The 23165-nt window shown below is 68.0% G+C and carries 19 protein-coding genes; 7 read left to right on the top strand and 12 right to left on the bottom strand.

All coding sequences use genetic code 11. From position 1 onward, the window contains the following. Positions 1 to 24: 24 nt before the first annotated feature. The 6 genes from HWX87_RS29295 to HWX87_RS29320 all read right to left on the bottom strand — a co-directional run bounded on the left by HWX87_RS29295 (position 25) and on the right by HWX87_RS29320 (position 7710). Entirely contained in the window at positions 25 to 1326 is a 1302-nt protein-coding gene (locus HWX87_RS29295) for a class I SAM-dependent RNA methyltransferase (protein WP_176050511.1), read from the bottom strand. A gap of 155 nt (positions 1327 to 1481) precedes the next feature. Continuing rightward, positions 1482 to 3620: a site-specific recombinase gene (locus HWX87_RS29300; RefSeq protein ID WP_176050512.1), complete on the bottom strand. Its 2139-nt coding sequence runs from the start codon at positions 3618 to 3620 to the stop codon at positions 1482 to 1484. 464 nt (positions 3621 to 4084) lie between these two features. Next, positions 4085 to 4810: a PqiC family protein gene (locus HWX87_RS29305; RefSeq protein ID WP_176050513.1), complete on the bottom strand. Its 726-nt coding sequence runs from the start codon at positions 4808 to 4810 to the stop codon at positions 4085 to 4087. Further along, a complete protein-coding gene (locus tag HWX87_RS29310) occupies positions 4807 to 6426 on the bottom strand; it encodes an MlaD family protein (protein WP_176050514.1) in 1620 nt (539 codons plus the stop codon). The genes HWX87_RS29305 and HWX87_RS29310 overlap by 4 nt, the downstream gene beginning before the upstream one ends. After that, on the bottom strand, positions 6419 to 7048 hold the full coding sequence (locus HWX87_RS29315; protein WP_176050515.1) for a paraquat-inducible protein A: 630 nt from the start codon (positions 7046 to 7048) through the stop codon (positions 6419 to 6421). The genes HWX87_RS29310 and HWX87_RS29315 overlap by 8 nt, the downstream gene beginning before the upstream one ends. Next, positions 7045 to 7710, bottom strand: coding sequence for a paraquat-inducible protein A (locus HWX87_RS29320; RefSeq protein WP_175865958.1), 666 nt, complete (start codon positions 7708 to 7710; stop codon positions 7045 to 7047). The genes HWX87_RS29315 and HWX87_RS29320 overlap by 4 nt, the downstream gene beginning before the upstream one ends. A 258-nt stretch (positions 7711 to 7968) precedes the next feature. Here HWX87_RS29320 and HWX87_RS29325 point away from each other — a divergent pair, with 258 nt between their 5' ends. From HWX87_RS29325 to HWX87_RS29340, 4 genes are all read left to right on the top strand, one after another. Continuing rightward, positions 7969 to 8529 (top strand): cytochrome b, encoded by a 561-nt coding sequence (locus HWX87_RS29325; protein WP_176050516.1) that lies wholly within the window; start codon positions 7969 to 7971, stop codon positions 8527 to 8529. Between the two features lie 8 nt (positions 8530 to 8537). After that, positions 8538 to 9098 carry a YceI family protein gene (locus HWX87_RS29330; protein ID WP_176050517.1) on the top strand — a complete coding sequence of 187 codons (561 nt, stop codon included), beginning with the start codon at positions 8538 to 8540 and terminating at the stop codon, positions 9096 to 9098. 65 nt (positions 9099 to 9163) lie between these two features. Further along, a complete protein-coding gene (locus HWX87_RS29335) occupies positions 9164 to 9745 on the top strand; it encodes a YceI family protein (RefSeq protein WP_176050518.1) in 582 nt (193 codons plus the stop codon). Between the two features lie 184 nt (positions 9746 to 9929). Beyond that, on the top strand, positions 9930 to 11207 hold the full coding sequence (locus HWX87_RS29340; protein ID WP_176050519.1) for an MFS transporter: 1278 nt from the start codon (positions 9930 to 9932) through the stop codon (positions 11205 to 11207). 12 nt (positions 11208 to 11219) lie between these two features. Here the strand turns inward: HWX87_RS29340 and HWX87_RS29345 are convergent, their stop codons facing one another. The 6 genes from HWX87_RS29345 to queA form a co-directional block, all read right to left on the bottom strand. Continuing rightward, positions 11220 to 12725 carry a S41 family peptidase gene (locus tag HWX87_RS29345; RefSeq protein WP_176050520.1) on the bottom strand — a complete coding sequence of 502 codons (1506 nt, stop codon included), beginning with the start codon at positions 12723 to 12725 and terminating at the stop codon, positions 11220 to 11222. 195 nt (positions 12726 to 12920) lie between these two features. Next, entirely contained in the window at positions 12921 to 13871 is a 951-nt protein-coding gene (secF, locus tag HWX87_RS29350) for a protein translocase subunit SecF (protein WP_176050521.1), read from the bottom strand. 18 nt (positions 13872 to 13889) lie between these two features. Continuing rightward, positions 13890 to 15911, bottom strand: a complete 2022-nt coding sequence (gene secD / locus HWX87_RS29355; protein ID WP_176050522.1) for a protein translocase subunit SecD — start codon at positions 15909 to 15911, stop codon at positions 13890 to 13892. 106 nt (positions 15912 to 16017) lie between these two features. Beyond that, complete coding sequence (yajC, locus tag HWX87_RS29360; RefSeq protein WP_048250795.1) at positions 16018 to 16341, bottom strand: preprotein translocase subunit YajC; 324 nt, start codon at positions 16339 to 16341, stop codon at positions 16018 to 16020. A 232-nt stretch (positions 16342 to 16573) separates the two neighbouring features. Next, complete coding sequence (gene tgt, locus HWX87_RS29365; protein WP_166956810.1) at positions 16574 to 17770, bottom strand: tRNA guanosine(34) transglycosylase Tgt; 1197 nt, start codon at positions 17768 to 17770, stop codon at positions 16574 to 16576. Positions 17771 to 17920: 150 nt separating this feature from the next. Next, positions 17921 to 18988 (bottom strand): tRNA preQ1(34) S-adenosylmethionine ribosyltransferase-isomerase QueA, encoded by a 1068-nt coding sequence (gene queA, locus HWX87_RS29370; protein ID WP_176050523.1) that lies wholly within the window; start codon positions 18986 to 18988, stop codon positions 17921 to 17923. Positions 18989 to 19155: 167 nt separating this feature from the next. Between queA and recG the strand changes: the two genes are divergently transcribed. The 3 genes from recG to HWX87_RS38260 all read left to right on the top strand — a co-directional run bounded on the left by recG (position 19156) and on the right by HWX87_RS38260 (position 23077). After that, a complete protein-coding gene (recG, locus tag HWX87_RS29375) occupies positions 19156 to 21468 on the top strand; it encodes an ATP-dependent DNA helicase RecG (RefSeq protein ID WP_176050524.1) in 2313 nt (770 codons plus the stop codon). A gap of 127 nt (positions 21469 to 21595) precedes the next feature. Then, complete coding sequence (locus HWX87_RS29380; RefSeq protein ID WP_122944516.1) at positions 21596 to 22555, top strand: hydrogen peroxide-inducible genes activator; 960 nt, start codon at positions 21596 to 21598, stop codon at positions 22553 to 22555. Between the two features lie 393 nt (positions 22556 to 22948). Next, complete coding sequence (locus tag HWX87_RS38260) at positions 22949 to 23077, top strand: hypothetical protein (RefSeq protein ID WP_279612982.1); 129 nt, start codon at positions 22949 to 22951, stop codon at positions 23075 to 23077. The last annotated feature ends 88 nt before the right edge of the window (positions 23078 to 23165 follow it).

A 23165-nucleotide genomic window follows, 5' to 3' on the forward strand; every position in this document is an offset into this window, starting at 1 on the left:
GCCCCACGGCGATCATGATGCGGGTTACGCGTCGCCTTCCGGCGCGGCCGGGCGCGCCTTCACGCTGCCGGCGATCAGGTCGAAACGGAACAGCCGGCATTCGAGCGCGCCGTTGAACAGCGGCGTCTTCGCCGATTCGCGCAGCCGCAGCAGGCCCGGCAGCGAACGGTCGGACGTCAGCAGGAACGCCTGCCAGCCCGTGAAGCGCTGCTTCAGCGCATCGCCGAGCACGTTGAAGAATTCGCTGTCCGGCGCGTCGGTGTGCGTGCGGCGGAACGCGTCGTCGTTGCCGCGGTTGCGGCCGGTCTCGCGCACCTCGCCGCGCGCGCTGCGGCCGCGCACTTCGATCCGCTCGCCGTACGGCGGGTTCGCGAGGATGATGCCCGGCGCGTCGCACGGCGGCGTCATCCCGCGCGCGTCGACCTGCTTGAGCCACACCGACGGCACGCCCGCGCGCTCGAGGTTGGCGCGCGCCTTCTCGAGCATGTCGCCGGAGATGTCGCTGCCGTACACGCCGAGCGTTTCGTTGCGCTTGCCGCGCGCCGCGCGTTTCGCGTCCAGCGCCGGGACCTTCAGGCCCTGCCACGCGGTGATGTCGTACTGCTTGAGTTTTTCGAAGCCGAACCGGCGCTCGACGCCGGGCGCCACGCCGAGCGCGATCTGCGCGGCTTCCGCGAGGAACGTGCCGCTGCCGCACATCGGGTCGTACAGCGCGGTGCCGGGCGTCCAGCCCGTCAGGCGCAGGATGCCGGCCGCGAGGTTCTCGCGCAGCGGCGCCGCGCCCTTGTCGAGGCGCCAGCCGCGCTTGAACAGCGGCTCGCCCGACGTGTCGAGGTACAGCGTGCACTCGTTGGCCGTCAGGAACGCGAACACGCGCACGTCCGGCGCGCCGGTGTCGATGCTCGGGCGCGCGCCGGTCTTGTCGCGCATCCGGTCGCAGATTGCGTCCTTCACGCGCAGTGTCGCGAATTCGAGGCTCTTCAGCGGCGACTTGATCGCGGTGATGTCGATGCGCAGCGTCTGCGTGGCCGAGAACCAGCGCTCCCACGGCTGCTCGAGCGCGAGCGCGTAGACGTCCTGTTCGTTGCGGTACGCGCGGTGCGCGATCTTCAGCAGGACCCGGCTCGCGATCCGCGAATGGAGGTTCGCGGCCATGCCGGCAGCCCAGCCGCCGCTGAAATGGACGCCGCCCGGCACCTGCGCGCCCGCGGTGAACGGCGCGCCGTTCAGGTGGCGGCCGGCGATTTCGACTAGCTCGGCGGCAAGCGCCGCTTCGAGGCCGCGCGGGCAGGGGGCGAAGAATTCGTACAGGGTGGGCGAGGACATAAGGCGGGTGAGGACGTGCAAAAGTCCACCATTGTACGCGGCGCGGGCGGCCGGGGCCGGCGTTTCGGCGCAGCGACGCCGCTGCAACGGCCGATTTCGCGCGCCGGGCGGCGAGGCGGCGGCGCCCGGCCGGGCACCGCCACGCCGCCGCGGGCTCAGTGCGAGCCCGGCTGACCGGCGCGCGCGGCCTGGCCGCCAGCCGGCCAGAACAGCGCGAGCGGATTCGACAGCACCGTGCGGACGATCGCGGCGACGAGCGCGCGCACCTTGGTCGGGCGCAGGCTGCGTGAGCGCACGGCCATCGTGAATGCGAGCGCGAAGCTCACCAGCACGTTGAGGATCGCCATGCTGAGCACGCCGGCGCCGGCCCACCACAGTTCGGGCGTGCTCAGCGCATCCTTGCCCAGCACGCCGAGCGCGATCCCGATCGAGCCGGCCGACAGCGTCACGTGACGCACCTCGAACGGGAACATGAACACGCTGACGATCGCCGGGATGAGACCGAGCATCAGGCCGAGGCCGACGTTCGCGACCACGCCGGCGACGTTCGAGCGGCAAAAGTGCGCGAGCTTCGCGGCGCCGGCCGCGCCGAGCGTGAGGCGCAGCCGGCGGTTGTACGCGAGCGCGTCGCCGACCCGGTGCAGCACGAACCAGTTGTCGGCCCAGCCCGCGAGCAGGCTCGACCCCCACAGCAGCACGCCCGTCAGCGCCGCGTAGAACGGCGTCGGGCCGAGCAGCGAGAACGAGTGCAGCGTCGCATGCGCCTTCTCCGGCGAGATCAGGTTCGCATGCAGCACGTTGCCCGCGAACAGCTGCACGAGCAGGCACACGGGCAGCACGACGAGCACGTTGCCGGAAATCGCGGCGGCCTGCGTGCGGATCAGCGCGATCACCGACGACACGAACGCCTTCACGCCTTCCTCGTGGCCGGTGTCGTCGAGCTCGCGCGCGAGCGTCGGCGCGGTCATCGCGGGCTGCTTGGTCGCAAGCGTGAAGTGCAGGAAGTGCATCAGCATGAAGCTGGCCGCGTAGTTGACGCCCGCGAGCAGCCCTTCGAGCATCGATTGCAGATGCGCGCCCGTGATCGCGAACTTCACGCACACGGTCACGACGGTGACGAGGCCGCCGCCCGCAGCCATCCGCAGCATCTTCAGGTACTCGGCGCGGCCGCGCGAGATGTAGTGCTCGCCGGTGTCCGCGTTGGTCTCGACGAGCTTGCGCGCGAACAGCGAAAAGTTGCTGCGCACGAGGTGCGTGACGCTCTGGCTGTTCTGGTTCGCATCGACGAGCTCGGCCGTCAGGCGTGCCATCCCGCGCAGGTCGTCGCGGGCCATCCACGCGTTCAGCAGCGTCTCGGCACGCAGGATGCGCATGCGCATCCGCTCGACCTGGAACACGATGTCGACCGACACGCCGTTGCGGTACAGGTGCGAGAACACGTCGTCGACGGCGATCCGGCATTCGTCGAGCAGCACGCGCAGGTAGTTCACCTCGTGCAGCAGCTTGCTCGGGTCGCCGCCGTCCTCGACGGCCGCGTGCGCGGTCTCGACCGCGAGCATCGCGCGCGTGAGGCGGTAGAACGGCTGCGATTCGAGCGGCTGGCGTTCCAGCGGCTTGCGTGCGTCGTCGTCGGACAGCCGGCTGCGCACCGTCTGCGACAGGCCGGTCGAGCTGACCTGGCAGGTCAGGTTATGCAGCGCGGCCAGCAGGTCGCGCGAGAACGAACCGGGTTCGTGGCGCTCTTCGTCGGTGACGTCGAACGAGATCAGCTCGGCGAGGCGCGCGAGCAGGTCGTCGGGCAGCGCGTCGATCCATTTGGCATCTTCCGGCGTCGGGAACATCAGCGTGAACAGTGCCGACAGCTCGCGGCGGTTCGGCGCGGGCGGGATCAGCGACGAGTCGATCCGCTCGAACAGCGCGCCGAAGAAACCCGAGTGCACGGGCATGCCGGCATCGCACAGCAGCGAAATGCCGTCGCACTCGCGCAGGATGCCGCGCAGGATGCGCGCGGCGTGCGCTTTCCAGGCGGGGTTGCGGTCGAGCACGTGGAACAGGTAGCGCAGCCGCGCATGGGCCGGATACGCGCGCGTGTCGGCGTCGTGATCGGCAGGGGTGTCCTGCGCGGCCTGCATCGTGCCGTTGCGGCGCAGCCAGTGCGCGAGCTCGATCAGCCATTCGCTGCGCTCGGCGTACGACGCCTCGGCGTCGGCGTGCGCGAGCAGCGCATCGAGCTGGTGACCGGCATTGCGCGACGCGCGCCACTTCTTGATCAGGGTCGTCAGGGAACGAAACATAAACGGAATAGCGAAAGCCCTGGACGGGCGGGTTCGGGATGCCGGCCGGGGAAAACGGCACGGCGCCGGGGAGAACGGGTGAGACGGGGCGGTGGCCGGACGATGCGCGGCGACCCGCGATGCGGCTGCCCCGCTGCGCTGCACGCCGATCGCGTGCGGGCGCCGGGAGGCACGGCGGTCGGGCCGAACGCGGCCCGGCGCCGCTGGCTGGCGCGCACGACGAACGGCGCGAGCCGGAAAGTGCGTAGGATCGTCAATCGGGCCGGAAAACGCAAGCCGACCGCGTTGATTGGCGCCGGTTCCGGCCGACTTTGACAAACAGTGCAAACTCGCCGTTCGGCCGATGGCGGCGATGCGCGGGGCCGGTTGTGGCGGCGTGATGCCGCCGGTAACGGCCGCCGATCGCAATCGGATGGGTCACGCAGGCGTGCGCTGCTTCGAGCGCCCGCCTGTGCGCCGCCTGCTTACGCGCCGGACTTGCCGGTCGCGCCGGCGTCGCCGCCCGACGTCGGGTTGGCCGGGCACGGCACGACCGGCGCAGCGGCCGTCTTGCTGCCGGACGCGGGCGTCGTGGTGGCCGCCGTGCCGCGGCGTGCGGCCATCGCGCGCACGCCGGCTGCAGCCTGCGTCGCGATCACGTCGAGCGCGCGCCGATGGCCCGCGACGAGCGCGTCGTAGCCGTCGGCGACCGGTTCCGCGACGCTCGTGCGGCACGTCATCACGGCCTGCGTGGCGAGCGAGCGCACGCTCCACACGGCATCGACCGCCGCACGCTTGCCCGGCCACGACTCGAAGCGCTGCACGTTCACGCTGATGCGATACACGGGCACGCCGGGCGGATACGCGGAATTCGCGACGTCGATCGTGCCGAGCTGCGCGGCGAGATCGTCCGACAGCGCGCGGCGGATCTCGTCGGCGGGCGGCGACGCCCAGCGCTCCTGCTCGAGCACGTCGACCTGCGCGGCGTTCTTCTGCACGACCAGCTGGTTCTTCGCGACCTGCTCGGGCACGCCGATGGACGGCACCTCGATCAGGAACGCCGGGTTGGCCGGCGCGGTGCGCAGCGGCGCTGCGGCGTCGGCCGGGCTGAGCGTGTAGAACCGCGCGGGCGGCGAGCTGCACGCGGCGAGCGCGAGTGCGGCGAAGGCCGCCGCCGCGCCGCTCGCAAAACCGTTCACGCGGGTCGTCATTGCTTGTCTCCTGGCTTGCCCTTGAGCAGCGATTCGGGGTGACGCTCGAGGTAGTCGGCGAGCGCGTTCAGCGATTGCAGCGTGCGCGTGAGCTCCTTCAGCGCGCCACGCACGTCGGACTGCAGCGGCGAATCCTGCTGCAGCGTCGCCTCGGCGGTCGAGAAGGTCTGCTTCGCGGCCGACAGCGTGTCGCGCGCTTCCGGCGCGACCTGCGTGTCGAGCTGCTTGAACAGCTTGTCGGCGTTCGCAAGCGCGCTGTTCAGGTTTGCGCCGATCTGGTCGAACGGCACCTTGTCGAGCTTCTTCGCGATGTCGGCGACCTGCAGCTGCAGCTCGTCGAGCGTGTTCGGCACGGTCGGCAGCTCGAGCGGCTGGCGCGACGTGTCGATCTTCACGGCCGGGGCCTTCGGGAAGAAGTCGAGCGCGACGTACAGCTGGCTCGTCAGCAGGTTGCCGGTGCGCAACTGGCCGCGCAGCCCGTGCTGGACGAGCCGCTCGACGATCTCGCGGCGGGCCGGTTCGCCCTTGCTCTCGATCGTCTCGCGGAAGCGGCGGCCGAGGCGTTCCGGATACACGTTGATCGTCACCGGCATCAGGAAGTTCTTCGTCTTCGGATCGAAGTCGATACCGATGTTCGTCACTTCGCCGAGCACGATGCCGCGGAAGTCGACCGTCGCGCCGACGGCGAGCCCGCGCAGCGACTGGTTGAAGTTCATCACGACCTGCAGCGGCTGGCCGTCGGGGTCGCGCATCGCGTCGCCTTCGTCGGAGCCGAGACGGAACGTCGTGTTGTTCGGCGCCGTCGCGCCGCTGCCCTGGTTCGGCGGCGTCTGGAACGCGATGCCGCCGAGGATCACCGTCGCGAGCGACTGCGTGTTCAGCTTCAGGCCGCTCGAATCGAGCCGCAGATCGACGCCGCTCGCCTGCCACCAGCGCGAGTTGACGCCGACGTACTGGTCGTACGGCGCATTGACGAATACGTTGAACGTGACGCCCGTGCCGTCCTTGTCGAGCGAGAAGCCGACCACCTGGCCGACCTGCACGCGGCGGTAGTAGACCGGCGAGCCGATGTCGACCGAGCCGAGCGAATCGCCGCGCAGCACGTACTGCGTGCCTTTCTGGTCGCCCGTGACGGCCGGCGGTGTCTCGAGGCCCGTGAAGTCGGTCAGCGTATCCTGCCCGCGGCCGCCGTCGACGCCGATGTACGCGCCGGACAGCAGCGTGCCGAGCCCCGACACGCCGGTCGCGCCGACGCGCGGTCGCACGATCCAGAAGCGCGAGCCCTTGACCGCGAAGTCCTCGGCCTCCTTCTTCAGCTGCACCTGGACGAGCACGCGCGACAGGTCCTTCGACAGCTTGATCGTCTTGACCATGCCGATCTCGACGTCCTTGTACTTGACCTGCGTCTTGCCGGGCTCGAGCCCCTCGGCGCTGTGGAAGCTGATCGTGATTTCCGGGCCGCGCTCGCGCACGGACTTGATCACGAGGCCGATGCCGATCAGCGCGGCGATCAGCGGCACGAGCCAGACGAGCGACGGCAGCCAGCCGCTTTTCGTCGAGATCGTCGGATCGGGCGGCCGGGGCGCGTCGTGCTGCGGGCCTTGTGGACTATTCATGGTGATTCCCTGAGGTTTCGACTGGATCCCAGATCAGGCGGGGATCGAACTGCATCGACGCGAGCATCGTCAGGATCACGACCGAACCGAACGCGAGTGCGCCGGGGCCGGCCGTGATGACGGCGAGCGAACGGAAATGGACGAGCGCGACGGTCAGCGTCACGACGAAGATGTCGAGCATCGACCAGCGGCCGATGCGTTCGACGATCCGGAACAACCGCGTGCGCTGCTGCGGCCGCCACGCGGTGCGGCGCTGCGCGCTGATCACGAGGATCAGCAGCACGCCGAGCTTGAGCATCGGCACGAGGATGCTCGCGACGAACACGACGACGGCGAGCGGCCAGTCGCCCGACACCCAGAAATAGATGACGCCGCTCATGATCGTGTCTTCCTGCGAGCCGACGATCGACGCGGTGCGCATGATCGGCAGCAGGTTCGCGGGAATGTAGAGGATCGCGGCCGCGAGCAGCAGCGCCCAGGTGCGCATGATGCTGTTCGGGGTACGGAAGTGCAGCGCGGCGCCGCAGCGCGCGCAGTGCGCGTGCGGATGGTCGAGCGTCTGCACGAGCCCGCACGTGTGGCAGCTGGCATAGCCCTCGCGGGCGGCGGTCCGGATCGTCATCGGCGGGCGGCTTCCGGCAGCGGCGCGGCCGGATCGGGCTGCCCGGGCGAGCGCCCGGCGCGCAGGTCGTCGGCGATGTCCCACAGCGTGCGCGGATCGAACATCAGCACGACGGCGATCATCAGCGTGAGCGCGGCGAACGCGAACAGCGCGGCATCGGGAACGACTCTTGCGAGACTCACCATCTTCACGATCGTGACCAGAATGCCGAGCATGAACACCTCGATCATGCCCCACGGCCGCACGAGCTCGATCGCACGCAGGACCAGGTTGAAACCGGGCGGCACGACGCCGCGACGGATCGGCAGCAGCAGGTACAGCAGCGCGGCCATCTCGACGAGCGGGAACAGCACCGTCGAGCAGAACACCATCACGCCGACGATCGCCATGTCCTGGTGCCACAGCGAATCGATCGCGCCGATCAGCGTCGTCTGCACGCGGTTGCCGTTCACGTCCATTTCGAGGATCGGGAACACCTGCGCGATCGTGAACGTGATCAGCGCGGCGAGCGCGAGCGCGCAGATCCGCTCGATCTGGGCGGCGCTGTTGCGATACAGCAGCGCGTCGCAGCGCGGGCAGCGCGCGATTTCGCGGCCGCTGAGGCGCGGTTTGTGCAACAGTGCGTCGCACTCGTGACAGGCAATCAGGTCGTTTCGTTGCATGGAAAAGGCAGTTGTGCGACGGCTGGGGGAACGCGTCGACGGGGCCGGAACCCGCGCCAATCTTACCAAAAGGCCTTTTTCGGTGCGTCAAGGATCGAGTGTTTTGTGACTGATCAGTAACATGGCAGGCAGCCGTCAGCCGGCTGGCACGCCTGTCCTCAGAGTCCGCGCACGTCAAAAGGTTGCGGTAGCATGGCGCCCTTGACAAGCGTCGGATGAATTGCCGGCGCAGCTGTTCGCTGAACTGAGGAATCCAAGATGGTATCGAAATCGCCGCCGGCCGCGCCGGCACGCTACGCGCACACCGCGATCGCGCTGCACTGGCTGATCGCGCTGCTGATCATCTGCGGCTTTGCGCTCGGCTGGGTGATGACCGACATCCCCGGCTTCACGCCGACGAAGCTGAAGTACTTCTCGTGGCACAAGTGGATCGGCGTGACGGTGTTCGCGCTGGCCGTCATCCGCGTGCTGTGGCGGGCGACGCACGTGCCGCCGCCGCTGCCGGACGATACGCCGGCATGGCAGCGCGCGGTATCGCACGGCGTGCACATGCTGCTGTACGTGCTGATGATCGTGATCCCCGTGACGGGCTACCTGTACAGCTCCGCCTCGAACATTCCGGTCGTCTACCTCGGCATCGTGCCGCTGCCGCGGCTGATCGACCCCGATCCGGCGCTCAAGGAAACCTTCAAGACGCTCCACGTGTCTTTGAATTACATTCTGCTTGCGCTCGTCGCGATGCACGTGCTCGCGGCGCTCAAGCACCAGTTGTTGGACCGCGACGGCCTGCTGTCGCGGATGCTTCCCTCTGCCAAATGAAGGATCCCATGAAAGTGTCTGTCTCCCGCTCCATGCTGGCCGCGCTCGCCGCGGTGTCATTTGTCGCGTCGGGCGCGGCGCACGCCGATGTCGATCTCGCGAAGAGCAAGGTGTCTGCCGTGTCGAAGCAGATGAACGTGCCGACCGAAGGCGCGTTCAAGAAGTTTTCCGCGCAGGTGAAGTTCGACCCGGCGAAGGCCGCGCAGGGCACCGCGCAAATGACCATCGACATCGCGAGCTTCGACCTCGGCGACAAGATGTACAACGACCAGGTCGCCGGCAAGGACTGGTTCGACGCCAAGGCGTATCCGCAGGCGACGTTCGTGTCGTCGGCGATCGCGCCGGCCGGCGGCAACAAGTACAACGTGACCGGCAAGCTGACGATCAAGGGCAAGTCCGAGACCGTCACGGTGCCCGTCACGGTCGCGCAAAGCGGCGCGACGCAGACGTTCGACGGCGTGCTGCCGATCAAGCGTTCGGCCTTCAACGTCGGCACCGGCGAATGGAAGGACACGTCGATCGTCGCCGACGAAGTGCAGATCAAGTTCCATCTCGTCGCCACCAAGTAAGCGGCGGGCTGTCGCCTCACCTGAATGCCGCGCGAGGGCGCGGCGCCGTTCCAAGGAGAAAGAGTTTGAAAAAGCAACTGATCATCGCCGCGGGCGCGCTGGCAGCATCGCTGTCGTTCTCGGCCTTCGCCGAAAGCGTCACGTACCAGTTCGACCCGAGCCACACGTACCCGAGCTTCGAGGCTGACCACATGGGTGGCCTGTCGGTCTGGCGCGGCAAGTTCGACAAGTCGAGCGGCACCGTGACGCTCGACCGCGCGGCGAAGACGGGTACGGTCGACGTGACGACCGACATCGCGTCGATCCACACCGGCAGCGCGAAGCTCGACGAGCACCTGCAGACGGCCGAATTCTTCGACGTGGCGAAGTTCCCGCAGGCGAACTACAAGGGCGCGATCAAGTTCGACGGCGACAAGCCGGTTTCGGTGGTCGGCAACCTGACGCTGCATGGCGTCACGAAGCCGGTGACGCTGAAGATCGACGGCTTCAAGTGCATGCCGCACCCGATGCTCAAGCGTGAAGTGTGCGGCGTCGACGCCGTCGGCGAATTCGACCGCAGCGATTTCGGCCTCGACTACGGCAAGCAGTACGGCTTCAAGATGAAGACGAAGCTGCTGATCACGGCAGAAGCGCTGAAGCAGCAGTAATGCTTACGGTGAGGCCGGCCGTCGCGCCGGCCCGCCGCGGGCACACCGCCGCGTTCCCGTCAGGGGGCGCGGCGGTTTTTTTTGCGCGCCTATAATCGCCCGAGCGCCGCGTGCGGCGCCGGGCAGGCCGACGGCGCGACAGCGGCTGCCTCGAACAGAACGTACAACGACAAGGAGATCGCCGATGCATGCCGCCACCCAGTCCCGTTCCATTGCCTCGTCGCCGCGCGTGTGGCGCGCGGTGGTCGCCGCGTCGATCGGCAATGCGCTCGAGTGGTTCGATCTCGTCGTCTACGGCTTCTTCGCGGTCACGATCGCGAAGCTGTTCTTTCCGGCCGGCAACGACACCGTGTCGCTGCTGCTCACGCTCGGCACGTTCGGCGTGTCGTTCTTCATGCGCCCGCTCGGCGCGATCGTGCTCGGCGCGTATGCCGACCGCGCGGGCCGCAAGGCCGCGCTCACGCTGTCGATCCTGCTGATGATGGCCGGCACGCTGGTCATCGCGGTGCTGCCGACCTACGAGACGATCGGCGTCGCCGCGCCGGTGATCCTCGTCGCCGCGCGGTTGATGCAGGGCTTCTCGGCCGGCGGCGAGTTCGGCAGCGCGACCGCGTTCCTCGCCGAACACGTGCCGGGCCGGCGCGGCTTCTTCGCGAGCTGGCAGGTCGCGAGCCAGGGGCTCACGACGCTGCTCGCCGCCGGCTTCGGCACCGTGCTGAACGCGCAGCTGTCGGCCGCGCAGATGGCATCGTGGGGCTGGCGCGTGCCGTTCTTCTTCGGGCTGCTGCTCGGGCCGGTCGCGTACTACATTCGCACGAAGGTCGACGAGACGCCCGAGTTCCTCGCGGCCGAGGGCACCGCGAACCCGCTGCGCGACACGTTCGCGTCGCACAAGGCGCGCCTGGTTGCCGCGATGGGCGTGGTCGTGCTCGGCACCGTCGCCACCTATCTCGTCCTGTTCATGCCGACCTACGGCGTGAAGCAGCTCGGCCTCGCACCGTCCGCCGCGTTCGCGGCGATCCTCGTCGTCGGCGTGATCCAGATGGCGTTCGCGCCGCTCGTCGGCCACTGGTCGGATCGATACGGCCGCGTGCGCGTGATGATCGCGCCGGCCATCGGCATCCTCGTGCTGATCTACCCGGCGTTCGCGTACCTCGTCGCGCATCCGGGCTTCGGCACGCTGATCGCGCTGCAGGTGCTGCTCGCGTTCCTGATGACCGGCTATTTCGCGGCGCTGCCGGGGCTGTTGTCCGAGGTGTTTCCGGTGCAGACGCGTACGACCGGGATGTCGCTCGCGTATAACGTCGCGGTGACGATCTTCGGCGGGTTCGGGCCGTTCATCATCGCGTGGCTGATTCGCGCAACCGGGATGAAGACCGCGCCGAGCTTCTACCTGATGTTCGCGGCCGTGCTGAGCCTCGCGGCGCTGGTCGTGCTGCGCAAGCGCTTCGGTTTTCGGTAGAAACGCGGCACGTCAGTTGTCGGCGCGCTCGCATACCGGCTGCGCCGGCATCAGTTGCGCCGGCGCGTCGATGGTTCGCACCGGGCGCCCTGCGAGCGCGGTGAGCGCCTGCTGAAGCTGCCAGTCGCCGGCCGTGCCGAACGCGCGCTGCGGCAGTGCCGTGCTCCTTGCCATATCGACCTTCGCGCGCACGCGCTGCTCGCGCAGCTTCTGCCGGGCCTTGCGCACCTGCGCGAACGGATCGGGCGCCAGCCGGTCCGCATACGGCGCACGCGCGAGATCGGCTTCCCGGTACCACAGCAGCACGCCGTCGACGTCCGAGTCGCGGCGCGGCGGCACGAGCCAGTCCGGCACGACGCCGTAACCGTCCATCGGGCAGCCGTTCGGCCGCAGGTTGCGCGCGTACGTGAAATTCAGGCGCGTGCCGTCGATCAGGTCGACACCCGTCTGCGCGAGCCCCTTTCCGTAGGTCGGCATGCCGAGCAGTTTCGCGCGGCCGAGATCCTTCAGCGCGGCCGCGGTCGCTTCGGCGGCCGACGCGCTCTGTCCGTCGACGAGCACGACGAGCGGCACGGTGCGCCACCAGTCGTCGGCCTGCAGCGGTGCGAGCGGATCCTGTCCGTGCATGACGGGCAGTTCGTAGTCGGGCCAATTGGTCGTATAGCGACGGCGATGCGTGTCGCCGCGCTCGACCGTCACCATCGCGGTGCGGTCACGTCCCGCGAACAGCGCGGTGATGCCGATCGCCGCATTGAGCGCGCCGCCGCCGTTGATGCGCAGGTCGAGGATCATCCCTTTCACCGGCGGGCCCGCGCGGCGTGCGGCCTGCACCGCGTCGATATAGTCGCCGACCGCCGGCTCCGGAAAGCTCGACAGCCGCGTGTACAGGATGTCGCCGTCGAGCCGCTTCGCGATCGCCGGATGCGGCTTGACGATCGCGCGCACCGGCGCGAAGGTCAGCACCGCGTGCCGCGGGCCGCGCTGCACCGTGAGCTTCAGCGGAACGCCCGCATCGCCCTTGGCCAGTTTCACGAGTTCGCTGCTGTCGATGCCGACGACGCTCCTGTCGTTCATCGCGACGACGAGATCGTCCGGCCGCACGCCGGCCTTCTCGGCCGGTGCGTCTGGAATCACGTCGATGATGTGCAATCCGTCGGGCCGCGTCTCGAACACGATCCCGATGCCCGGCGTGCCGTCGCGCGAGCGCCGCTCGTCGTCGCGCCGTTCCTGCTCCTCCTTCGCGTTGAAGAAGCGCGCGTACGGCAGCGTCCTGATGCCGTCGTGGGTCGCGGCGTCGAGCAGCGCGCCGATGTCGACGTCGGTCAGATGCTGTCTCTTCAGCACTTCGACGGCCGCCTTCAGTTCGCAGAGCTGCGGCTCCCAGTCGGGCGGGCAGGGCGAGGGCGTCGGGGTGGCGGGCGGTGAAGCGGAGGCCGGCTGCGCACCGGCGCGAGACGTGCACGGCAGCAGCACGGCCGCGACGGTTGCGCAGACGGCAAGGCGACGAACGACACGCATGGGAGGCATCATCGGGGCTGCACGTTCGGACGGGTGGCGACGGTGCCTGCCCGCCGGCGCACAGCCGGCATGGAGCGGGGCAGGGCGGTGACGATTGTAGCCGACGCCCGGGACGACGCACGCCGGGCGGCTCGCGCATAAAAAAAGCCGGCCCGAGTGGGCCGGCTTTTCTGCGATGCCGAAACGCCGAGGCGCTTAAACCTGCGCGCCTGCGTTGGGATCGTCCGGATCGTGCGCGGTCTTCTTGTCCTTGATCAGGTCTTCGCGCTTGATGCCGAGCCACATCGCGAGCGAGCCCGCGACGAACACCGACGAGTAGATGCCGAACATGATGCCGACCGTCAGCGCGAGCGCGAAGTAGTGCAGCGTCGGGCCGCCGAAGAAGAACATCGACAGCACCATCATTTCCGTCGACGTGTGCGTGATGATCGTACGCGACATCGTGGTCGTGATTGCGTGGTTGATCACTTCCTGCACGCTCATCTTGCGTTCGCGGCGGAACGTTTCGCGAATCCGGTCGAAGATGACGACCGACTCGTTGACCGAGTAGCCGAGCACCGCGAGGATCGCCGCGAGCACCGCCAGCGAGAACTCCCACTGGAAGAACGCGAAGAAGCCGAGAATGATCACGACGTCGTGCAGGTTGGCGATGATGCCCGCCACTGCGTACTTCCATTCGAAGCGGAACGACAGGTAGATCACGATGCCGATCACCACGCACGCGAGCGCGAGCAGGCCGTCGGTCGCGAGCTCCCGGCCGACCTGCGGGCCGACGAACTCGACGCGTTGCAGCGTGACGTCCGGGTTTTGCGTCTTCAGCGCGCCCATCACCTGGTCGCTCTGCTGCGCGGACGTGAGGCCTTCCTTCAGCTGCAGGCGGATCAGCACGTTGCGCGACGTGCCGAAGTTCTGCACCTGCGCGTCGGCGTAGCCGAGCTTGCCGAGCGTCGCGCGCACGGGTTCGAGCTCCGCGGCCTGCTGGTACTGCACCTCGATCACCGTACCGCCGGTGAATTCGACGGACAGGTGCAGCCCGCGGTGGAACAGGAAGAACACCGCGGCGAGGAACGTGACCAGCGAGATCACGTTGAACACCAGCGCGTGCCGCATGAACGGAATGTCTTTACGGATGCGGAAAAATTCCATGGTCTCGTCTCCGGGGCCTTATTGGGTCGAGCCCGGTTTCTTCGGCGACACGCCTTGCTGCGCGCGGTTGCGCAGCTGCGGCTTGCCGGCGCGCGGCGCGTTGCCCTTCGCCGGGGCGGCGAGTTTCGCGGCGCGCGCGGTGTCGGTCGATTCGTCCGCGTCGGTGAACGACGCGGCGGCAGCGGCGCCTTCCGGCTTCCACACCTGGCCGATCGCGAGCGACTTGAGCTTCTTGCGGCCGCCGTACCAGAGGTTGACGATCCCGCGCGAGAAGAACACCGCGGAGAACATCGACGTCAGGATACCGAGGCAGTGCACGATCGCGAACGCGCGAACCGGGCCCGAGCCGAACGCGAGCAGCGCGAGGCCGGCGATCAGCGTCGTGACGTTCGAGTCGAGAATCGTCGCCCACGCATGCGCGTAGCCGGCCTGGATCGCGAGCTGCGGCGGCTGGCCGGCGCGCAGTTCTTCACGCACGCGCTCGTTGATCAGCACGTTCGAGTCGATCGCCATACCGAGCGCGAGTGCGATAGCGGCGATACCGGGCAGCGTCAGCGTGGCCTGCATCAGCGACAGCACGGCGACCAGCAGCAGCAGGTTCACCGACAGGCCGATCACCGACACCACACCGAACAGCATGTAGTACGCGATCATGAACACGGCGATCGCGCAGAAGCCCCAGATCACCGAGTGGACGCCCATCTTGATGTTGTCGGCGCCGAGGCTCGGGCCGATCGTGCGTTCTTCGATGATGTCCATCGGCGCGGCGAGCGAACCGGCGCGCAGCAGCAGCGCGAGGTCGGCCGCGGCCTGCGGCGTCGGCTGGCCCGTGATCTGGAAGCGGTCGCCGAGTTCGGACTGGATCGTCGCGACCGTCAGCACTTCGCCCTTGCCCTTTTCGAACAGCACCATCGCCATCGGCTTGCCGATGTTGTCGCGCGACACCGTGCGCACCGCGCGGCCACCGGCCGAGTCGAGGCGGATGTTGACCGACGGACGCTGGTGCTCGTCGAAGCCGGCCGACGCATCGATGATGCGGTCGCCGGTGAAGATCACGTCCTTCTTCAGCAGCACGGGCGCCTGGATGCCCTGCGTGAACAGCTCCTCGCCCGGCGGAACGGGGTCGTTCGGGTTCGGGTGCGTGTTGATCGGATCGGCGAGGCGCGCCTCGAGCGTCGCGGTGCGGCCGATGATGTCCTTCGCCTTCGCGGTGTCCTGCACGCCCGGCAGTTCGACGACGATACGGTCGCTGCCTTGCTGCTGGAGGATCGGTTCGGACACGCCGAGTTCGTTCACGCGGTTGTGGAGCGTCGTCAGGTTCTGCTTGAGCGCGGCGTCCTCGACGGACTTCTGCACCGCCGGCGTGAACGTGCCGACGACCTGCGTGCCGCCGCCGCCGGGCTGGGTCGCCCATTGCAGTTCGGTGATCGACGCGGCGAGCACCTTGCGGGCGTCGTCCGCCGTCTGCGCATCGCTGAAGTTGACGACCACGGACTGGTCGACGCGGCTCACGCCGCCGTCACGGATGTTCTTGTCGCGCAGCAGCGAGCGTGCGTCGGACGCGTCGGAGTCGAGCTTCTTCGTGAGCGCGCCCGTCATGTCGACCTGGAGCAGGAAGTGGACACCGCCGCGCAGGTCGAGGCCGAGATACATCGGCAGCGCGTGCAGGGCCGTCAGCCAGCGCGGCGACGCGCTCTGCAGGTTCAATGCGACGACGTACTGCGGATCGTTCGGGTCGGCGTTCAGCGACTTCTGCAGCAGGTCCTTGACGCGCAGCTGCGTATCGGTGTCCTTCAGGCGCACGCGGATGTTCGCGTTGGTCGCCGTGTTTTCGAAGGTGACGTCGTCCGGCGTGATCTGCGCGGACGCGAGCGCCGATTCGACCTGGGTCAGCGTGGTCGAGTCGAGCTTGACCGTGGCCTTGCCGCTCGACACCTGCACCGCCGGCGCTTCGCCGAAGAAGTTGGGCAATGTGTACAGAAGGCCGATGGCGAGCGCCACGACCATCACGACATATTTCCAGAGTGGATAACGATTCATGAGGGGGCCGAACGGGTGGTTGGCGTGAAAGCGTCGCGTCCGGCGCCGCGGCGGCCCGCTCTCTCAGGCGGGCACGGCGCGGGGAGCCGGACGCTCGGTGAAGGGCTTACAGCGACTTGATCGTGCCCTTCGGCAGAATGGTCGTGACCGCAGCCTTCTGCACGGTGATTTCAGTGCCTTCGGCGATTTCGACGCCGATGTAGCCTTCGGTGACCTTCGTCACCTTGCCGACGAGGCCACCGCTCGTGACGACTTCGTCGCCCTTGGCCATGGCCGAGAGCATGTTGCGGTGTTCCTTCTGGCGCTTCATCTGCGGACGGATCATGATGAAGTAGAGCACCGCGAACATCAGGATGAGCGGCAGGAAGCTCATCAGGCTCGATTCGGCGCCACCGGCACCTTGCGCGAAGGCATTGGAAATGAACGGCACGTTGGTCTCTCCGTAGGGGAAGATCGAAAAATAAGCCGGTTATTCTACCACCGGCCCCTTGCGCAAACGGCGCAGCAAATGCGCTTTGGGATCAAGCTGTTAAGCGTGAAACGGCACCGTTGCGACTCGTTTGGAAAGGCAATTGTAATATTTGGCGGTCGCGGCCGACACCCGGAACGCATTATTTAGTACACGTCCTATGTGATCGGCCGCCGCGCGGCCCGCCGGCCGGTCAGTCGACTCCTCTTGCACGATCCTCCGCGAAGCGCTGGCGGAACGCGTCGAACGTATGCGTTTCGATCGCCTCGCGGATCTCGCTCATCAGCTGCAGGTAGTAGTGCAGGTTGTGGATCGTGTTGAGCTGCGCGCCGAGGATCTCGCCGACGCGGTGCAGGTGATGCAGGTAGCCGCGCGAGAAGTTCTGGCACGTGTAGCACGTGCAGCTCGCGTCGAGCGGCTTCAGCGAGTTCTTGTGCGTCGCATTGCGGATCTTCACGTCGCCGAAGCGCGTGAACAGCCAGCCGTTGCGCGCGTTGCGGGTCGGCATCACGCAGTCGAACATGTCGACGCCGTTCGCGACGCCCTCGACCAGGTCTTCCGGCGTGCCGACACCCATCAGGTAGTGCGGCTTGTTGGCCGGCAGCTTCGGGCCCACGTGGCGCAGCACGCGCATCATGTCTTCCTTCGGCTCGCCGACCGACAGCCCGCCGATCGCGAGGCCGTGGAAGCCGAGTTCCGCGAGGCCCGCGAGCGATTCGTCGCGCAGGTCCTCGAACATCCCGCCCTGGACGATCCCGAAGAGGGCGTTCGGGTTGCCGAGCCGGTTGAACTCGTCGAGCGAGCGCTTCGCCCAGCGCAGCGACATGCGCATCGAGTCGGCCGCTTCCTTGTGCGTGGTCGGCACGCCGTCGGTCGCGTACGGCGTGCATTCGTCGAACTGCATCACGACGTCGGAGTTCAGCACCTTCTGGATCTGCATCGACACTTCCGGCGACAGGAACAGCTTGTCGCCGTTGATCGGCGACGCGAACGTGACGCCGTCCTCGGTGATCTTGCGCAGGTCGCCGAGCGAGAACACCTGGAAGCCGCCCGAGTCGGTCAGGATCGGCTTGTTCCAGCCCATGAAGGCGTGCAGGCCGCCGTGCGCGTCGATCGTGTCGAGGCCCGGGCGCAACCACAGGTGGAACGTGTTGCCGAGAATGATCTGGGCCTTGATCTCGTGCAGCTCGCGCGGCTGGATCGCCTTCACGGTGCCGTACGTGCCGACCGGCATGAAGATCGGCGTCTCGACCACGCCGTGGTTGAGCTTCACGCGGCCGCGGCGTGCGTGGCCGTCGGTCGTCAGCAGTTCGAATTCGAGCCCGTTGGCCGGGCGGTCCTGCACGGGGGCGTGCGTATCGTGCGTATCGTGGGATGAACCTTCGGTCATCGCTTTATTCTCCTTGCCACCGGAGAACAGTCCGGCGCATGTTGGAAACGCCGCCGGCAGGCCGGCGGCGAGGAAAAGGGTGCGCGCCATCGTAGCGCGCGCAGCGGGAAAACGGGGCGGCGGTCGCGCGGGCTGCCGAGCCTGCCGCGCTTACGCGCCCGGCGTCTCCGGCGTGTCGCGCCGCGTGAGCAGCATCGCGTCGCCGTAGCTGAAGAAGCGGTAGCGTTGCTCGATCGCGTGCCGGTACGCGGCGCGGATCGTCTCGACGCCCGCGAACGCGGACACCAGCATCAGCAGCGTCGACTTCGGCAGGTGGAAATTCGTGACGAGCCGGTCGACCACGCGGAACCGGTAGCCGGGCGTGATGAAGATGTCGGTCTCGGCCTGCGTCGCCGCGAGCGGGCGGCCCGCTTCGTCGGCCGAGCGCGCGGCGGCTTCGAGCGCGCGCATCGACGTCGTGCCGACGGCGATCACGTTGCCGCCGCGCGCGCGGGTTGCGGCGATCTTGTCGACCAGCGACTGCGGCAGGTCGTACCACTCGCTGTGCATCTTGTGCTCGGCGATGTTGTCGACGCGCACCGGCTGGAACGTGCCGGCGCCGACGTGCAGCGTCAGCGTCGCGCGTTCGACACCCATCGCGTCGAGCCGGTCGAGCATCGGCTGGTCGAAGTGCAGCCCGGCCGTCGGCGCGGCGACGGCGCCGGGGTTGCTCGCGTAGACGGTCTGGTAGCGTGTCTCGTCGGTCGAATCGGGATCGTGCTCGATATACGGCGGCAGCGGCAGGCGGCCGAACTGCTCGATCAGGTCGAGGCACGGCTCGGGGAAGATCAGCGTGAAGAACGGCTCGACGCGCTCGCCGACCGTCACGTCGAACGCATCGGCGAGACGCAGCTGCGTGCCGGCGCCCGGCGACTTGCTCGCGCGGATCTGCGCGAGCGCCGTGTGCGTGCCGGTCACGCGCTCGATCAGCACCTCGATCTTGCCGCCACTGGCCTTCTGGCCGAAGAACCGCGCCTTCAGCACCTTGGTATCGTTGAAGACGAGCAGGTCGCCGGGCGCGATGCACGACGGCAGCTCGGCGAAATGGCGGTCGACGCGGCGCGCGGGCTCGACGGTGCCGTCGACCTCGAGCAGGCGGCTCGCGGTGCGATCGGGCAGCGCGGTTTGAGCAATCAGCTCGGGCGGCAGATTGAAATCGAAATCGGAAAGCGTGAACATGCGGGCTGGTTCGAAGCGGCCGGCGGGCGTCGCCGGCAGGGCGGAAACGCGTAAATGGGGCGCGCGAGCCGCTATGATGACGGGATGCGCGGCCTGGCCGGCGTCGTTCGTTCGGACGACGTGAAAGCCGCTATTGTACTTGCCTTGCGAAGCACCCAGACGATCCGATGCCTGTGTCACCACGCCGTTCCCCCGCTGCCGTTGCCGATTCCGCCGACCCGTTCGACGCGGAGGCGGCCGCGTTACCCGCTCAAGACGCGGCGGAGCGTGCGGTATCGCGCCGCGCCGGCCCGAAGCGCGGCGCCGACGGGCGGCTCGCGCAGCCGGCCGCCGCCGCGCCCGATGCCGAAGGCGCCGCCAGCGACGAAGCGGGCGCGGCCGGCACGAAGCGCAAGAAGAAGGCGGCCGCCGACAAACCCGTCAAGACCGTCGACAAGCTCGCGAAGCTCGGCCTCACGCGTTCGATCGATCTCGTGCTGCATCTGCCGATGCGCTACGAGGACGAAACCACGCTCACGCCGATCGGCGAGCTGTTGCCGGGCGGCATCGCGCAGACCGAAGGCGTCGTGTTCGACAACGAGGTCGCATTCCGGCCGCGCCGCCAGCTCGTCGTGAAGATCCAGGACGACGACGGCGAGCATCTCGTGCTGCGCTTCCTGAATTTCTACGGGTCGCAGGTCAAGCAGATGGCCGTCGGCCAGCGGCTGCGCGTGCGCGGCGACGTGCGCGGCGGCTTCTTCGGGATGGAGATGGTGCATCCGGCCGTGCGCGTCGTCGAAGCCGATGCGCCGCTGCCGCAGGTGCTCACGCCCGTCTACCCGAGCACGGCCGGCGTGTCGCAGGCCTACCTGCGCAAGGCGATCGAGAATGCCGTCGAGCGCACGCCGCTGCCCGAGCTGCTGCCGCCCGAGATCCAGCGCGACTACCTGAAGCCGCTCGACGTGCCGACGCTCGAGCAGGCCGTGCGCATCCTGCACCACCCGCGCGTCGACTCCGACGAAGCCGCGCTGATGGACGGCTCGCATCCGGCGTGGACGCGCATCAAGTTCGAGGAGTTGCTCGCGCAGCAGCTGTCGCTCAAGCGCGCGCACGAGGAGCGCCGCACGCGCGCGGCGCCGGCGATGCCGCGCCTCGCCGCGAGCGATGCCGATGCGTTGACGACGCGGCTGTACGCGGCGCTGCCGTTCACGCTGACGGGCGCGCAGGCACGCGTCGTCGACGAGATCGCGCACGACCTCACGCTCGCGCACCCGATGCAACGCCTGCTGCAGGGCGACGTCGGCAGCGGCAAGACCGTCGTCGCGGCGCTGGCCGCCACGCAGGCGATCGACGCCGGCTACCAGGCCGCGCTGATGGCGCCGACCGAAATCCTCGCAGAGCAGCACGCGCGCAAGCTGCGCGCGTGGCTCGAGCCGCTCGGCGTCACGGTCGCGTGGCTCGCGGGCAGCCTGAAGGCGAAGGAGAAGCGCGCGGCGATCGAGGCGGCCGCGCTCGGCACCGCGCAGCTCGTGATCGGCACGCACGCGATCATCCAGGACACGGTCGAATTCGCGCGGCTCGGCCTCGTGATCGTCGACGAACAGCACCGTTTCGGCGTCGAGCAGCGTCTCGCGCTGCGCGCGAAGGCCGCGAACGCGGCCAACGGCGCGCGCGACTTCCAGCCGCACCAGCTGATGATGTCGGCCACGCCGATCCCGCGCACGCTCGCGATGACGTACTACGCGGATCTCGAGGTTTCGACGATCGACGAGTTGCCGCCGGGCCGCACGCCCGTGCTGACGCGCCTCGTCGGCGACGCGCGGCGCGAGGAGGTGATCGCCCGTGTGCGCGAGGCCGCGCTGACCGGGCGCCAGGTGTATTGGGTGTGCCCGTTGATCGAGGAGAGCGAGACGCTGCAACTGCAGACGGCCGTCGAGACCTACGAGACGCTGGTCACCGCGCTGCCCGAGCTGAAGGTCGGGCTCGTGCACGGCCGGCTGTCGCCGGCCGACAAGGCCGCCGTGATGGAGGCGTTCACGCGCAACGACGTGCAGCTGCTCGTCGCGACGACCGTGATCGAAGTCGGCGTCGACGTGCCGAATGCATCGCTGATGGTGATCGAGCACGCGGAGCGTTTCGGCCTCGCGCAGCTGCACCAGCTGCGCGGCCGGGTCGGGCGCGGCACCGCGGCGTCGGTGTGCGTGCTGCTGTACACGGGGCCGCTGTCGCTGACCGGCCGCGAGCGGCTGAAGACGATGCGCGAGACGACCGACGGCTTCGAAATCGCGCGGCGCGACCTCGAAATCCGCGGCCCCGGCGAATTCCTCGGCGCGCGTCAGTCGGGCGCGGCGATGCTGCGCTTTGCGAATCTCGAGACCGACGGCTGGCTGATCGACCCGGCCCGCGACGCCGCGACGCGGCTGATCGACGCGTACCCCGACATCGTCACGCAGCACCTCGCACGCTGGCTCGGCGCGCGGGAGCAGTACCTGAAGGCCTGATTTACCTGCCTGGGGCCGGATCAAAAAGCCGTCGATCGACGCATCGCGATGCTGAGAAACTTGGCGAACCGGTGCCAGAGGGTGTATAAATTAAACCTATCGCCTGTATATCTCTGATTGACCCACAATGACGCTGACTGAATTGAAATACATCGTCGCGGTCGCGCGCGAACGGCATTTCGGCCGTGCGGCCGAAGCCTGCTTCGTGAGCCAGCCGACGCTGTCGGTGGCGATCAAGAAGCTTGAAGACGAGCTCAACGTGCAGATTTTCGAGCGCGGCGCGAGCGAAGTGAGCGTGACGCCGATCGGTGACCAGATCGTCACGCAGGCGCAGCGCGTGCTCGAGCAGACTTTCGCGATCAAGGAGATCGCGAAGCAGGGCAAGGACCCGCTGGTCGGCCCGTTCCGCCTCGGCGTGATCTACACGATCGGGCCGTACCTGCTGCCGACGCTCGTCAAGCAAATGATCCAGCGTGTCCCGCAGATGCCGTTGATGCTGCAGGAGAACTACACGCTGAAGCTGCTCGAACTGCTGAAGCAGGGCGAGATCGACGCCGCGATCATGGCGCTGCCGTTCCCGGAAACCGGCCTGATGGTGCGTCCGCTGTACGACGAGCCGTTCGTCGTCGCGCTGCCGGCCGGCCATCCGTGGGAGAAGCGCGAGGAAATCGACGCCGAGGACCTGAAGCAGGAAACCATGCTGCTGCTCGGCAACGGCCATTGCTTCCGCGATCACGTGCTCGGCGTGTGCCCGGAACTGATGCGCTTCTCGCAGACGGCCGACGGCATCCAGAAGACCTTCGAGGGCTCGTCGCTCGAAACCATTCGCCACATGGTCGCGAGCGGCGTCGGCATCACGGTGCTGCCGCGGATGTCGGTCGCCGAGGTCGGCCCGCGCGCGAACGGTCCCGATGCCGAACTGCTGTCGTACGTGCCGTTCAACGAACCCGTGCCCGACCGCCGCGTGGTGCTCGTGTGGCGCAAGAGCTTCACGCGGATGCCGGCGATCGACGCGATCAGCGACGCGATTTCCGCGTGCGACCTGCCGGGCGTCGCGAAGCTCGACATGCCGGCCACGATGAACTGAGCGCGTGCTGCACGCACGTGTGGCAGCATGATGAACGGGGTCTTGCGACCCCGTTTATTTTTCCCTATCACATAGATAAAATTTATTAAATTCAATTAGTCGATAGATGTAAATACAATCGTCTACATGGATCGGCGTCATGTCGGCGTCCGATTTGCACGTGGAATGCAAGCGTCAAAGGAGGATGTCATGATGCGGTCGGTATTGCAGCACGCGCAGCGGAACATCCCGTCGCGCGACGCGGTCGTACATCGCGCCAGGGCGGCGGTTCGCAGCCTGCGTCCGATTGCGTTCGCGTATCTGGCGGACCGTGTGTATGGTGGGTGAGCGCCGCCGCACGCCGGTTTCCTGTTCCCCCGATTCATCTGCCGTCAAGCCATGAGGGAGCATCGCATGTCCGAAGACTGGAACACCACGCACCTCACCGGCATGACACCTGCCGGCAGCCGCTTCCCCGGGCGCCCCGCCTGCGGCGCGTCGCGGCGGGAACGCGCGCCGATCGCCACGCACGACATCCCGTAGTACGACAGGAGGACCAACCTGTTCCGTTTCTTATCCCCGCAATGACACTCCACCAACCGCGCCCGGCATGCCGTCGGAGCGAACCGGT

The organism is Burkholderia sp. BCC1644 (genome assembly GCF_902833225.1).
In the GTDB taxonomy this organism is placed as follows: domain Bacteria; phylum Pseudomonadota; class Gammaproteobacteria; order Burkholderiales; family Burkholderiaceae; genus Burkholderia.

Bases quoted from the DNA above. Each gene is read 5' to 3' on its own strand.
- HWX87_RS29295 (WP_176050511.1), bottom strand. From the start codon at position 1,326: ATGTCCTCGCCCACCCTGTACGAATTCTTCGCCCCCTGCCCGCGCGGC.
- HWX87_RS29300 (WP_176050512.1), bottom strand. From the start codon at position 3,620: ATGTTTCGTTCCCTGACGACCCTGATCAAGAAGTGGCGCGCGTCGCGC.
- HWX87_RS29305 (WP_176050513.1), bottom strand. From the start codon at position 4,810: ATGACGACCCGCGTGAACGGTTTTGCGAGCGGCGCGGCGGCGGCCTTC.
- HWX87_RS29310 (WP_176050514.1), bottom strand. From the start codon at position 6,426: ATGAATAGTCCACAAGGCCCGCAGCACGACGCGCCCCGGCCGCCCGAT.
- HWX87_RS29315 (WP_176050515.1), bottom strand. From the start codon at position 7,048: ATGACGATCCGGACCGCCGCCCGCGAGGGCTATGCCAGCTGCCACACG.
- HWX87_RS29320 (WP_175865958.1), bottom strand. From the start codon at position 7,710: ATGCAACGAAACGACCTGATTGCCTGTCACGAGTGCGACGCACTGTTG.
- HWX87_RS29325 (WP_176050516.1), top strand. From the start codon at position 7,969: ATGGTATCGAAATCGCCGCCGGCCGCGCCGGCACGCTACGCGCACACC.
- HWX87_RS29330 (WP_176050517.1), top strand. From the start codon at position 8,538: ATGAAAGTGTCTGTCTCCCGCTCCATGCTGGCCGCGCTCGCCGCGGTG.
- HWX87_RS29340 (WP_176050519.1), top strand. From the start codon at position 9,930: ATGCATGCCGCCACCCAGTCCCGTTCCATTGCCTCGTCGCCGCGCGTG.
- HWX87_RS29345 (WP_176050520.1), bottom strand. From the start codon at position 12,725: ATGCGTGTCGTTCGTCGCCTTGCCGTCTGCGCAACCGTCGCGGCCGTG.
- secF (WP_176050521.1), bottom strand. From the start codon at position 13,871: ATGGAATTTTTCCGCATCCGTAAAGACATTCCGTTCATGCGGCACGCG.
- secD (WP_176050522.1), bottom strand. From the start codon at position 15,911: ATGAATCGTTATCCACTCTGGAAATATGTCGTGATGGTCGTGGCGCTC.
- tgt (WP_166956810.1), bottom strand. From the start codon at position 17,770: ATGACCGAAGGTTCATCCCACGATACGCACGATACGCACGCCCCCGTG.
- queA (WP_176050523.1), bottom strand. From the start codon at position 18,988: ATGTTCACGCTTTCCGATTTCGATTTCAATCTGCCGCCCGAGCTGATT.
- recG (WP_176050524.1), top strand. From the start codon at position 19,156: ATGCCTGTGTCACCACGCCGTTCCCCCGCTGCCGTTGCCGATTCCGCC.
- HWX87_RS29380 (WP_122944516.1), top strand. From the start codon at position 21,596: ATGACGCTGACTGAATTGAAATACATCGTCGCGGTCGCGCGCGAACGG.
- HWX87_RS38260 (WP_279612982.1), top strand. From the start codon at position 22,949: ATGTCCGAAGACTGGAACACCACGCACCTCACCGGCATGACACCTGCC.